Raw genomic sequence first — 12,203 nt, 5'->3', positions numbered from 1 at the left:
AATTTATAGAACGACGAATTTAACAATCGAAATCAAGATGCCGATCAGGCAAGCCACTACCAGGAAGCCGGCGATGACGATGTGCACGGGATTGAGCTTGGCCGAATCCGTGTCGAAATCGCTCTTGCGGCGCAGCCCCGTGAATGACCACACGACGGCCCGCAGCGAATACAGGAACGATGCTTTTTCAGGCTGTTTGGATGCGCTCATGCCACTCTCCTATTGGACGGCCGGCGTCTGAGCCTGGCTCAGACCGGCAATCTCGAAAAACGTGTACGACAGGGTGATGGTCTTCACCTCTTTCGGCAGGGCCGGATCGAGGAAGAACACCACCGGCATCTGCCGCGCTTCGTGGGCTTTCAAAGTCTGCTGCTTGAAGCAGAAGCACTCGACCTTCTTGAAGTGCGGCGTGGCACTCTGCGGCGCGTAGCTGGGGATGGCTTGCGCGTTGACGACGCGGTTTTGCGTGTTGACCACTTCATACAGGACAGTCACCAGTTCGCCCGGATGCACTTGCATGCTCGATACCGTCGGGCGGAAGCGCCATGGCCCCTGCGCATTGCCATCGAACTCGACGGTGATGCTGCGCGTCGTGTCGACCTGTGTATTGTTGTCGTAGGCCACCGTGCCATCTTTTTGCGTCAGCACGTTGATGCCCATCACTTCGCAAATCTGCTTGTAGACGGGAATCAGGGCATAGCCAAAGCCAAACATCAGGATGGCAATGACAATCAGCTTGCCCAGCATCTTGCGGTTCAGGCCGCGTGTTTCCTGTTGCATCGGCGTCGTCACGTCAGAGCCACATGCGCTTGACGAACACGGACAGGAAGAAGAAGGCCGCCAGGGCGGCCAAGATCAGCCCGGTACGCAGGTTGTTCGGTTTTTTACGTTCGGTCATGACAGGCACTTTACTCAAGACGGGCCGCGCAACACGCCGGCCCGTGCTACCTCATTTCACTGTCGGCGGCGTTTCAAACGTGTGGAATGGTGCCGGGCTCGGCACGGTCCATTCCAGGCCTTCCGCGCCTTCCCATGGTTTCGCTGGCGCAGCCTTGCCGCCGCGGATGGTCGGCAAGACCACGAAGAACAGGAAGTACACCTGCATCAGGCCAAAGCCGAAGCCGCCGATCGAGGCGATCATATTAAAGTCCGTGAACTGCGCCGGATAATCGGCGTAGCGGCGCGGCATGCCGGCCAGGCCCAGGAAGTGCATCGGGAAGAAGGTCACGTTGAAGGTGATCAGCGACAGCCAGAAGTGGATCTTGCCGCGCGTCTCGTTGTACATATGGCCCGTCCATTTCGGCGACCAGTAGTAGAAGCCGGCGAACAGGGCGAACAGCGAACCGGCCACCAGCACGTAGTGGAAGTGCGCTACCACGTAATACGTATCCTGCAACTGGATGTCGATCGGCGTTACCGCCAGGATCAGGCCCGTGAAGCCGCCCATGGTGAAGACGAAGATGAAGCCCACCGAGAACAGCATCGGCGTCTCGAACGTCATGGAACCCTTCCACATGGTAGCGATCCAGTTGAACACTTTCACGCCCGTCGGCACGGCGATCAGCATGGTCGCGTACATGAAGAACAGCTGGCTGGTCACCGGCATGCCGGTGGTAAACATGTGGTGCGCCCAGACGATGAAGGACAGAATCGCGATCGAGGCCGTGGCGTACACCATCGAAGCGTAGCCGAACAAGGGCTTGCGGGCAAAGGCCGGCAGGATCTGCGAGACGATGCCGAAAGCCGGCAAGATCATGATGTAGACCTCGGGGTGGCCGAAGAACCAGAAGATGTGCTGGTACATGACGGGGTCGCCGCCGCCTGCCGCATTGAAGAAGGAGGTGCCGAAATGGCGGTCCGTCAGGGTCATGGTAATGGCGCCGGCCAGCACGGGCATGACGGCGATCAGGAGATACGCGGTAATCAGCCAGGTCCAGCAGAACATCGGCATTTTCATCAGGGTCATGCCAGGGGCGCGCATGTTGAGGATGGTGACGATGATGTTGATCGAGCCCATGATGGACGAGGCGCCCATCAGGTGCATGGCGAAAATGGCCATGTCCATGCCAGGGCCCATCTGCGTCGACAGCGGCGCATACAGGGTCCAGCCGGCAGCCGTGGCGCCGCCCGGCACGAGGAAAGACGTGGCCAGCAGCAGCGCGGCCGGCGGCAGCAGCCAGAACGAGAAGTTGTTCATGCGGGCGAACGCCATGTCGGATGCGCCCACTTGCAGCGGGATCATCCAGTTGGCGTAGCCGACGAAGGCCGGCATGATGGCGCCAAACACCATCACCAGGCCATGCATGGTGGTCAGCTGGTTGAAGAATTCAGGGTGAAAGAATTGCAAGCCTGGGTGAAACAGTTCCGTGCGTATCATCAGGGCCAGCACGCCGCCCGACAGCAGCATGATGAACGAGAACCACAGGTACAAGGTACCGATATCCTTGTGGTTGGTGGCAAACAGCCAGCGGCGGTAGCCAGTGGGATGGTCGTGGGCATGGTCGTGACCGGCGTGGTCCAAGGTGCTCGTGCTCGTGCTCATATGCGGCTCCTAATTACTTGCGTGCAGCCACGACTTCGGCTGGTTGAACGATGTTCTCTTCGGCCTTGTTCGACCAGGAATTGCGCGTGTAAGTGATCACTGCGGCAATTTCCGTGTCGGACAGCTGTTTCCACGCTGGCATTTCAGCCGGGAACTTGCCGCTCTTTTGCCCGTTCAGCAAGACATGAATCTGTTCCGCTTTCGGACCGTTCACCACGGCAGAGCCGTCCAGCGCGGCAAAGGCACCGGGCACGCCCTTGCCTGTCGCCTGGTGGCAGACGACGCAGTTGGCCGCATACACTTTCTCGCCCTTGACCTTCAATTCGTCGATGGTCCACACCTTGCTTGGATCATCGGCCAATGCTGCCATTTCCTTTTGTTTTACATCAACCCAGGCCTTGTAGTCATCGTTGGATACGACCTTGACGACGATGGGCATGAACGCGTGTTCCTTGCCGCACAGCTCGGCGCAATTGCCGCGGAAAGTGCCGATATGGTCGGCCTTGAACCAGGTGTCACGCACGAAGCCGGGAATCGCATCCTGTTTCACGCCAAAGGCGGGCACGGACCAGGCGTGGATGACGTCGTTGGCCGTCAGCACCATGCGGATCTTCTTGTTGACCGGAACGACAACTTCGTTATCGACTTCGATCAAGTAGTTCTCGCCGCGTTTTTCCGTCGGCGGCGCGCCTGGCGCACCCACTTGCGAACGCGGCGTGGACAGGTTGGAGAGGAAGGAAATGCCTTCGCCCTCCCCTTTCAGGTAGTCATAGCCCCATTTCCACTGCATGCCTGTGGCCTTGATGGTGATGTCGGCGTTCGAGGTATCCTTCATGCCCACCACGGTGCGCGTGGCAGGCAGGGCCATGCCGATGACGATCAGGAAAGGTACGACGGTCCAGGCGATCTCGACGGTGGTGCTTTCGTGGAAGGTGGCCGGTTTATGGCCCAGGGACTTGCGGTGCTTGAAGATGGAATAAAACATGACGCCGAACACGGCCACGAAGATCACCAGGCAGATGATCATCATCAGGGTGTGCAAATCGTAGATTTCATGGGCGATCTGTGTCGCCGGCGGTTGCAGATTCATTTCGAACGGCACGGGACCGCCGGTGCCGGGATAGGTGCCGGCAGCCGGTGCCGCCGTGGCCCATCGCCCGATGCCAAACGCTGTCAAAGACAGCCCGAGCAGCAACGATTGAAGTCGCTTTGCATGTGTCATGTTTTCCCCAACCACCCAAAAATAATGATATTTTAAACGGCTGCGGATTTCTCCGTACTGGACCGCTGCCGCTCCTCCATGAAAGCAACACGGCCAGAAAGCGGCCATGTGCGTCAAGCACCAGCGAATTCCATGCTGGCTGCCGCAGCAAAAAACGGCGGCGCGCAACCATGCTGGAACCCTGTTTTTCTTCCCCACATCGAAATGGCCTCGTGTGGAAGATGGTTACTATACTAATGCAGTAACTTCGAATAAGTCTTGCTTTGTTTTTTTTATTTTGTTGGCAGGCCTTGTTTTTTCTACTTAACAAGCTGACAAACAATCAACGATTATAATCAAGTAAACTTGAATCCATCAAGCAATAATCGGCTTTGTGCGCGCCCTTCTCCTGGCCGCCGCGCGCTTTGCAACGCTACGCTGCAACATCCGTGCGTGGATGGCGACCAAGTGTCAGTTTCTTTAGGCTTTTATTGAGGCTTGCGCGGCAGATCGAAACGGATGATCGCCTCGCCATTGCGCGTCACGCGCGGCGCCGGACGGAAGGCGTGGCCATAGATCACCTCGAAACTCAGGCCCAGCTTGCCGTCGGGACGGCGGGTTTTTTCCAGCGCATCGAGCATGCGCTGCCAGGCCGCCTTGCCCATCAGGCCGCGCCGGCGCGTGGTGAGCGGGTTGCCACCAAAGGCGCGCACATCCGCCAGCAGTTTCTCCGCCGTATCGTAGGTCACGGTGATGATCTCCATGTCCAGCACGGGCGTGGAAAAGCCCGTCTCGACCAGCATGTCGCCGAAGTCGTGCATGTCGACAAAAGGCAAGGCGTGCGGATACAAATCGGCCTCGGCAAACGCCTCGCGCACTTCGCGAAAGGTGTCGGGGCCGAAACAGGAAAACATCAGCAAGCCATCGAGACGTAGCGCACGCCGCCATTCGGCAAACACGCGGTCCGGTTGGGCATGCCAGTGCAGGGCCAGGTTGGACCACACCAGGTCGATGCTGCCCTGCGCCAGCGGCAAGTCGCCCAGGTCGCCGCACAGCAAATCCACGCCCGCCTTGGCCGGCAAGAGCTTGCTGAGGAAGTGGTTCAGGCTGGCCAGCTTCGACGCCGGCGCGCGCGCCGCCTGCATCATCGCTTGCGCTGCATCGAGACCGATAATCTGCGCGGCGGGATAATCCTTGTGCAACTGCGCCAGGTCCGCACCGGGGCCGCAACCGGCGTCCAGCACGCGCAAGGGCGTGATTTTCACCAGTTCCAGGCGCTCGTGCATGCGCTGCGATACTTCGCGGCGCAGGAAATCCGATGGCGCGATGCGCGCCGGACGGGAAAAGAAATCGCGTACTTGCACCGCATCGATGGGCGCACTCATTTTGGGCGGATTGGTGGGAACTGGCATGTTGAAACCGGTGAGGTGAGATAATGTCGGCAGTGTACATGGAACGACGCCATCGCGATGCGGACCGCCACCCAGCCCCGCCTTGATGCCGCCTCGCAGGCGCTGCGCCAGTGGCTGGGTGCCACCGTGCTGCCGGCCCAATGCGCGCTGTGCGGCATCGGCTGCCCGGAGGTGCTGTGCCCGCCCTGCCGCGCGCAATACCTGGGGCTGCTGCGGCCGCGTTGCCGCCAGTGCGCCAATCCGCTCGACGATGTGGCGCTGCTGTGCGGGCGCTGTCTGCACCAAAGGCCCGCGTATGACGCCACCGTCACGGCGTTTGATTATGCGGCGCCCGTCGACCAGTTGCTGCTGCAGCTGAAATTCGGCGCGCGCCTGGCGCTGGCGCCCCTGTTCGCACAACTGCTGCATGTTGCCATTCAACAACATGCAGCTTGGGTGGCGCCACATCTGCTGTGTCCCGTGCCGCTGGGCCCGGCCCGGTTGGCCCAGCGGGGATACAACCAGGCGCTGGAAATTGCCCGCCCGCTGGCGCGCCTGCTGGACGTACAGCTGCAGCCCCGCCTGGCACTGCGCGTGCGTGAAACGCCGGCGCAAAGCGGCATGGCACCGCAGGAACGGCAAGCCAACCTGGCGCACGCCTTCGCCATCGCGCCGGAACATGCGGCCTTATTGCAAGGATGCCATGTGGGCATCGTCGACGACGTGATGAGCAGTGGCCATACCGTCAACGCGCTGGCAGCCGCCTGCAAGGGCGCGGGAGCGGCAAGGGTCAGCATCCTGGTCGTGGCGCGCACGCCGCCACATTAAATTCGCTATATATATGAGGAGAGTATTTTGTTTCACGTTGTTTTGGTAGAACCTGAGATCCCACCCAATACGGGCAACGTCATCCGCCTGTGCGCGAACACGGGCGCGCAGCTGCACCTGGTCGAACCGCTGGGCTTTCCGCTCGACGATGCCAAGATGAAGCGCGCCGGCCTCGATTACCACGATTACGCCAAGATGAAGGTGCACAAGAACTGGGCAGCGTTCCTGGCCGACACCCAACCCGATCCGGCCCGCATGTTCGCCATGACCACGCGCGGCTCGCGCCCGTTCGGCGAGGTGGCCTTTTTACCGGGCGATGTGTTCGTGTTCGGCTCGGAAACGAAAGGCCTGGCCCCGGCCCTGCGCGACGGTTTCCCGCCAGACCAACGCATCCGCTTGCCCATGCGCCCCGATAACCGCAGTTTGAACCTGTCCAATACGGTGGCGGTCGTCGTGTATGAAGCGTGGCGACAGCATGGCTATGCTGGTGGAGCTTAACTAACGCAGCGCCAGCTGCGGCGCGGCACCGTCCGCGTCCAGCATCACCAGCTGCGTGCGCAGGTCGCGCGTGGCGGCCAGCTTGCCGTTGACATACAAATTCGTCTTGACGCCATACACGCCTTGCGACACGCCGGCCGGCAAGGTCAGTTCAAACGAGTTTTCAAAGCGCCCGCCCGATTTGTTGCTGCTGGCCAGGGCTTTCGAGCCGGACTTGAATGGCTGTCCTTGCGGATCGAGCACCACCAGCTCTTCGCGCACGTCGTTGACGCTTTGCGCGCTGCCATTGACCAGTTCCACCACCGAAGTAACCTTGAACGGCTGGCCGCGCTTGACGGTCGACGCGCTCAGCTGCGGCGTGTACGACACCACTTGCGGCTCGCGCGGCAGCGCCCCGCGCGCGCGGATATAGTCGCGGTCTGCCTGCGCCGCCGTCTTGGTCTGGCGCGAATTGACATTGATGGCCAGGCAACCGGCCGCCGCCAGGCCGCCGCCGATGGCCGCGCCCTTCAGCGCACCATTCTTGCCGCCCGCCAGCGCGCCCAGCAACGCCCCCACGGCCGCACCGGCCGCTGCCGTCGTGCCGACGCTGCACGGGTCCTCATCCGTGCCCGCCTGGCCGCCACTTTGCAGATAGGCACTGTCCTGGCGCACGCCGTTCGGATTCGTCGGCGCAGTGGCGCAGCCCGCCAGCATGGTCGCAATGGTCAGTGCAGCGGTCGCGCGCAAGGTGGTGTGATTCAGCATGGTGACTCCCCATATGTCTAATTGATCGTTGTTTCCGTCTGCAGCACTTGCCGTTCGCGCTCGCGGATGCGGCGCGACAGATTGTCGATGCGCGCATTGCCGGGATCGACACGGCGCGCGCTTTCCAGATACGTCTTGGCCGCATCGAATTTACCTTCCAGCAACGACCGCTCGGCATCGCGCAAGAACGATAGCGCCATCTCGTTGCGCATGGCCGCGCCGCTATCGACGGGCGACGCTTCTTGCGGACGGCGTTCGGTCGCCGCTGAACGTTCGACCGCGCGCGCGGGCGCAGGTTCCGTTGGCACAACGCGCACCGGTGCCGTTTCTACCGGCGCAACAACGGGCGCAGGTGCCGGGGCGGCGGACAGCGCTTGCACGTCAGCCTTCAATTGCGGCAATTCCACCGCTTCGCGATCGATCGCTTCCAGCCGGGCGATACCATTCCTTGCCGCCGCCGCATCCTTGCCATCGAGCGCCTGGCGCACCCCCACCAGCACGGACGCGGCTGCCGCCTGCTGGCGCGCCAGCTGCTTGCGCAAGGAATCCACGCTGGCAGCGCCCGCACAATCGACGTCGAGCGCAGCGATGCCCTTTGCCGCGCCTTGCAATTGATGTCCCTCAATACTGCGCTCGATGGCGCGCACGCCGCGCTGGCAAGCGCTGGACGTGGCGCCCGCCTTGCCGATCGCCGCCTGCAAATCGTCCGCCTTGGCGCTGGACTTGCCCGTGCACACATTTTTCGCCGTCGCCAGCTTTTGCCGGGCGCCGTCCAGGCTGCCATTCGCCACCAATTTGAGGCCGCTATCGATGGCGTCATTGCAAGCCGACTCATTCTTGCCGCCCGGCTTGCCATTCATGTAGACGATGACGGCCGCCAGCACGGCGATGCCGCCCAGCCAGCGCAGCCACTTGCGCGGGGGTCGCGGCGCTTCGCTTGACGCAGGTGCAACAGGCGGCACGGACTTCGGCGTCGATTTCGGCTGGGCCGGCTTCGGTGGCGCCGGCGGCGGCACGGCAGCCGCCGCAGACACCTGCACCGGCGGCGGTTTCGGCGCAGGCGCAGGCGCCACCGGTACCGGCGGCGGCTTGCGCGCTACTGGCGGCGGCACGGGTACTGGCGGCAGCGGCGGCGGCACGGCCGCAGCTGGCCGGGCGACGCCAGCCACAGCGTTACCGCAGTACGGACAATGGCTGACAACGGTCCACAGGCCCGTCTTGCATTTGTTGCAGATATCCAAAACTAATCCTTCATTCCAACGTCATTCCAGCATTCCAGCACTCAACCCAGGGGCGGCGGCATCAACGGTGGCGGCGCACTGAGGAACAAAGGCGCCAGTTCGGGGAACTGGGCCAGGTCGGCCCAGGCCGGCAAGCCGGCGCGCCACACCTTGGTGGTGCTTGGTGCGACCTGCCCCGCCTGCACGTACTGCACGATCTGCTGGGCCGTGAACGGTCCCTGCTGCTGGCCGTTGATGCCCAGGAAATACTGATATTCCACCAGGGGCGGCGGCATGCCACCCAGCGGTGGCGGCGCCATGCCGAACGCGGCCGCCATGGGGGCAGCCGCCGTTCCGGCCGGGCGCAGCAATTGCTCCAGGCGCCCCGCTTCCAGCATTTCCCCCTTGATCGCGTATTTCAGACGGGGCTGGCCATCCGCTTCCGGCTCGCGCACTTCCCAGTCATAGGCATCGCTGTCGGAGTCGCCGATGACATTCGCCCACTCCTTCAATCGCCCCAGCAAGGCTTGCACGGTGCGGTCGAGTTCATCGCTGTCCATGCCCTTGCGGCGCGCCGACTCGCGCAAGCGCGCGCCAACCTCGGCGGAAATGGCGCTGCCAAAGCCGATATACGGCAGCTGCGAGCCATCGGCCTGCGCCACCAGTCTGGGCGCATACACGCCCCGTTCGTAGTATTTTGCCAGCGCCGCCATGGCCGCCGTCTGCACGGCATCAAGCGCCGTCAATTTTTCTTCGATGCGCAGGGCAATATTTTTCTCGTAAGAGGCAGGCATGCCGTTCTGGCGGATGGCCCGTTCGTTGCCGATACGGCGCAAGTCGCCCGGCTCGACGGCAAACTGGTACTGGCCCGGCGGCACGACGCGGCCCGTATGGCGCGTCAGCACGCCCAGCATGATGGCTTGCAGGAACTCGCCAAAGTCTTCCGCCAGGCGCTTCATCTCGTCCGTATTGGGCGCGATCGGGTGCGTGAATTGCGTCGGATCGATATGCGTATGGGTCGGCGCCTTGTCATTGTCGCCTTCCTTGCGGTAGCTGGTGCGCCAGCCTTCCAGGCCGCGCAGCACCGTCATCGGCACGCCGGCCAGTTCGCAATAGCAGACGGCGCGCCCGCGGATGCCCGTCTCGACGATTTCCAGCTGGCTCACCGTGATGCCCACCTGGGTCGGCACGCACGATTCGAGCTCGGCGCCGAACTTCGCCTTGAAGGCGGCCGCGTTGGCCACGCCGATCACGCACTTGAACTGGTCCGACACGACCGTGAAGTCGCCCGCCATATTGGCGTCGATCCATGGCATGGAGCAGGCCAGCAGCTTGCGGAAGCGGTCCAGGCGTTCGGACACATCCATCTGCTCCAGCGCTTCGAACAGGGGGTCGGGCGTGCTCGTCGCCCCTTCCACTAGCCCGGCCGTGGCGATCATGTTCTCCGCCATGCGCGTGACCTTGGCCAGGATCAAGCCGCGTTGTGCCGGTTCGCCCAGCATGGGGAACAGCGCTTTCGAGCCGCCCATGTCCTTGAACGCTTCATCGGCCCACTGGCGCAAGGTGGCCGCCGATGGCAGCGCAATGTCTTTTTCCGTGACGGGAATAACGATCAGGGTCGCGTGTTCCTTGTCCAGGTCCTTTTGCAGGATGGTATTGGCCGTTTTCAATTCCGTCAGCATGGCCAGCACGCCTTCGCGGCCCGTTTGCAACTCGCCGACCAGGCCATTCCACTGCGCCCGGCCTTGCGCATCGACGCCCACGCGGTTGCCCAGCCAGCGCGACAGTTCGCCCAGCAGGATGACGGACTCGTCCGCCGCCTTGGCGCGCAAATGGAATTTCAGGGCATTCGCCATTTCCGTGCGCAAATGATCCATCACCACGCCGGCCTGCTTTTCGCCATTGCTGAGGAAACCGAAGGTGCTGCGCGTCTGCTCCAGGTTGTTCAACAGGCGCTCGTATTCACGCGAACGCACGGCTTCCTTGATTTCGCGGTAGCGCTCGGCATTCGCGCCGATCTGCGCCGTCAAGCCGCTGCCCGGCGCTTCGATGCGGTCCTTGATCTGTTCCACCAGCGACAGCACGTATTCCAGGCCGCCGAATTCTTTATTATCGAGATAGCCATACAGCTGGTCGCGCACGACTTTCTTGACATCGTCGAGCACTTCGCGCCGGCGCTTGCTGATGCGGTCTTCCGTCGTGTCGGCCGTGGAATCCTGATCGCGCACGGCGTCGCGTTCCAAATGTTTCATGGCGTCGCGCACCTGCGCTGGCCATTCGCTGCGCTCAAAGCCCGTGCGAATATCGTTGATGCGCGTATTGACGCGGTTTTCCACGCCGGCCAGCAAATGGCCGTGGCGGTCTTCCAGCAATTCGTCGACGACGCGGAAATCGATGAAGTCACCGCTGGAACGCTTCAGTTCGATGCTCTTGTCGGAAAACTCGGGGAAGTCGCTGAACGGCGTGCCCTTCAGGAACATATTGGCGGCGAGGAAATTATCGCGCTGCGTATCCGTGGCGCGGTTGGCGCCCGCATCCGTGCCGCCTACGCCAAAGAAGGCTTGCAGCATGGCACCGGCCCAGCGGTGGGCCCGTTCATCGCGCGCCGCTTCCTGGCGCGTATCGAGCACGGCCATGCCGAACGAGGAAAAGCGCTTCGAGAAATACAGGCGCATGTCGCCGAAGCGGTCTTGCGGCACGGGTGCGTTGTACAGCGAATTCTTGTGCTGCGCCTGGTTGACGGCGATCGAGCGCTTGGCGCGCGCGAAGTCGGCCGAGGCGAAATCCTCGAACAGCGAGTCGGCTACCATGTGGTACACGTCGCTGACATCCTTGGTGTGCTGCTGGGCCAGATTACCGGAATCGATCAGGTAAACCTCGCTGTACGGCTCGCGCGTCAGTTCCGGGCGGTCATACGCATCCCAGCGGCCCACGTAACCCTTGTTGCCCATCATCGCCGATTCCAGTTCCATCAGCGCCGCATAGCCGTTGGCCTCGACCCGGTCCTTATTGGCCTTGGTGTAGCCGGTCGGCAAGAACAACATCAGCTCGACATCGGCCGCCCCCACTTCGCTGCGCGCCAGCCAGCGCGCCAGCAAGCCCATGTCCAGGAAGGAACCGGAACCCGTACCGCCCGCCACGGAGCCGACGATGACGATGCGGAAACGGTTCGTTTCCATGCGCAAACCCAGTTCGGCCAGCTGGCGCTCGTGCGACAGGCCCGCCTTCAGGGCCTTCAGCTTCAAACGGATCTTGTCGCGGATCTTGGCATATTTATCGAAGAAATACAGGCGCGAGACGGCGCGGATCTGGCCGGCGCCGCTGCTCATGTCGAACCGCAGCTCGCGGATGCGCTGCGGCGTCAGCGGCAGCCATTCCTTGATGTGCGGATATTTCTCCAGAGAATCTTCATCACGGCTGTACTTGTCCATGTCGAACGATTCGACCACTTTGTCATCGTCCGTGAACTTCACCTGGTCGAACTGCAAGTCCTTCGCCTGTGACTCGCCGCTTTCGATCACGGCGCCATTGTCCAGGTCGAAATGGATGAATTGCGCGATGGGAAAGTCGCTCAGCCCCTCGATGCGCGTGCGGTTGCCCGCGCCACCCCACAGGGTATTGAGGATGCGCCGGCGCACGCGCATCAGTACCTGCATGCCCGTGCCGCCGATGCCGATGAACAGGGTCGGGCGCAGTTCGATGATCTTGTCCTGCTTGCGCTCGCTGGCGCCGCCGGTGATGGTTTGGTTCAGGTTCTCTGCCATGGTGATTCCTTC

The 12,203-nt window shown here is 62.3% G+C and carries 11 protein-coding genes; 2 read left to right on the top strand and 9 right to left on the bottom strand.

Annotated elements, in window-relative coordinates; genetic code table 11:
• Positions 1-3: 3 nt before the first annotated feature.
• The 6 genes from K0F85_RS13645 to K0F85_RS13620 all read right to left on the bottom strand — a co-directional run bounded on the left by K0F85_RS13645 (position 4) and on the right by K0F85_RS13620 (position 5,155).
• A complete protein-coding gene (locus K0F85_RS13645) occupies positions 4-210 on the bottom strand; it encodes a DUF2970 domain-containing protein (RefSeq protein ID WP_219116546.1) in 207 nt (68 codons plus the stop codon).
• Between the two features lie 9 nt (positions 211-219).
• Positions 220-780, bottom strand: coding sequence for a cytochrome c oxidase assembly protein (locus K0F85_RS13640; protein ID WP_219116545.1), 561 nt, complete (start codon positions 778-780; stop codon positions 220-222).
• A 13-nt stretch (positions 781-793) separates the two neighbouring features.
• A complete protein-coding gene (locus K0F85_RS13635) occupies positions 794-898 on the bottom strand; it encodes a cytochrome oxidase small assembly protein (protein WP_219116544.1) in 105 nt (34 codons plus the stop codon).
• A gap of 51 nt (positions 899-949) precedes the next feature.
• Positions 950-2,542, bottom strand: a complete 1,593-nt coding sequence (gene ctaD, locus K0F85_RS13630; protein ID WP_071079424.1) for a cytochrome c oxidase subunit I — start codon at positions 2,540-2,542, stop codon at positions 950-952.
• 13 nt (positions 2,543-2,555) lie between these two features.
• On the bottom strand, positions 2,556-3,764 hold the full coding sequence (coxB, locus tag K0F85_RS13625) for a cytochrome c oxidase subunit II (protein ID WP_219116543.1): 1,209 nt from the start codon (positions 3,762-3,764) through the stop codon (positions 2,556-2,558).
• Positions 3,765-4,231: 467 nt separating this feature from the next.
• A complete protein-coding gene (locus tag K0F85_RS13620; protein ID WP_257572759.1) occupies positions 4,232-5,155 on the bottom strand; it encodes a methyltransferase domain-containing protein in 924 nt (307 codons plus the stop codon).
• Positions 5,156-5,212: 57 nt separating this feature from the next.
• Between K0F85_RS13620 and K0F85_RS13615 the strand changes: the two genes are divergently transcribed.
• Both K0F85_RS13615 and trmL read left to right on the top strand, forming a co-directional pair.
• Positions 5,213-5,962, top strand: coding sequence for a ComF family protein (locus K0F85_RS13615; RefSeq protein ID WP_219116542.1), 750 nt, complete (start codon positions 5,213-5,215; stop codon positions 5,960-5,962).
• Between the two features lie 27 nt (positions 5,963-5,989).
• Positions 5,990-6,460, top strand: a complete 471-nt coding sequence (trmL, locus tag K0F85_RS13610; RefSeq protein ID WP_219116541.1) for a tRNA (uridine(34)/cytosine(34)/5-carboxymethylaminomethyluridine(34)-2'-O)-methyltransferase TrmL — start codon at positions 5,990-5,992, stop codon at positions 6,458-6,460.
• Here the strand turns inward: trmL and K0F85_RS13605 are convergent, their stop codons facing one another.
• Genes K0F85_RS13605 through K0F85_RS13595 form a run of 3 tightly spaced genes read right to left on the bottom strand, consistent with a single transcriptional unit; the run spans position 6,461 to position 12,191 of the window.
• Positions 6,461-7,207, bottom strand: a complete 747-nt coding sequence (locus K0F85_RS13605) for a hypothetical protein (protein WP_219116540.1) — start codon at positions 7,205-7,207, stop codon at positions 6,461-6,463.
• 17 nt (positions 7,208-7,224) lie between these two features.
• Positions 7,225-8,448 (bottom strand): hypothetical protein, encoded by a 1,224-nt coding sequence (locus tag K0F85_RS13600; protein WP_219116539.1) that lies wholly within the window; start codon positions 8,446-8,448, stop codon positions 7,225-7,227.
• A 41-nt stretch (positions 8,449-8,489) separates the two neighbouring features.
• Complete coding sequence (locus K0F85_RS13595) at positions 8,490-12,191, bottom strand: tubulin-like doman-containing protein (protein WP_219116538.1); 3,702 nt, start codon at positions 12,189-12,191, stop codon at positions 8,490-8,492.
• Between the last annotated feature and the right edge of the window lie 12 nt (positions 12,192-12,203).

The organism is Janthinobacterium sp. UMAB-56 (assembly GCF_900095265.1).
Taxonomy (GTDB): domain Bacteria; phylum Pseudomonadota; class Gammaproteobacteria; order Burkholderiales; family Burkholderiaceae_D; genus Janthinobacterium.
This window is presented reverse-complemented; position numbering and strand designations above follow the sequence as displayed.

Excerpts from the sequence above, each read along its gene's own strand:
- K0F85_RS13645 (WP_219116546.1), bottom strand. The coding sequence starts at position 210 with ATGAGCGCATCCAAACAGCCTGAAAAAGCATCGTTCCTGTATTCGCTG.
- K0F85_RS13640 (WP_219116545.1), bottom strand. The coding sequence starts at position 780 with ATGCAACAGGAAACACGCGGCCTGAACCGCAAGATGCTGGGCAAGCTG.
- K0F85_RS13635 (WP_219116544.1), bottom strand. The coding sequence starts at position 898 with ATGACCGAACGTAAAAAACCGAACAACCTGCGTACCGGGCTGATCTTG.
- ctaD (WP_071079424.1), bottom strand. The coding sequence starts at position 2,542 with ATGAGCACGAGCACGAGCACCTTGGACCACGCCGGTCACGACCATGCC.
- coxB (WP_219116543.1), bottom strand. The coding sequence starts at position 3,764 with ATGACACATGCAAAGCGACTTCAATCGTTGCTGCTCGGGCTGTCTTTG.
- K0F85_RS13620 (WP_257572759.1), bottom strand. The coding sequence starts at position 5,155 with ATGCCAGTTCCCACCAATCCGCCCAAAATGAGTGCGCCCATCGATGCG.
- K0F85_RS13615 (WP_219116542.1), top strand. The coding sequence starts at position 5,213 with ATGCGGACCGCCACCCAGCCCCGCCTTGATGCCGCCTCGCAGGCGCTG.
- K0F85_RS13605 (WP_219116540.1), bottom strand. The coding sequence starts at position 7,207 with ATGCTGAATCACACCACCTTGCGCGCGACCGCTGCACTGACCATTGCG.
- K0F85_RS13595 (WP_219116538.1), bottom strand. The coding sequence starts at position 12,191 with ATGGCAGAGAACCTGAACCAAACCATCACCGGCGGCGCCAGCGAGCGC.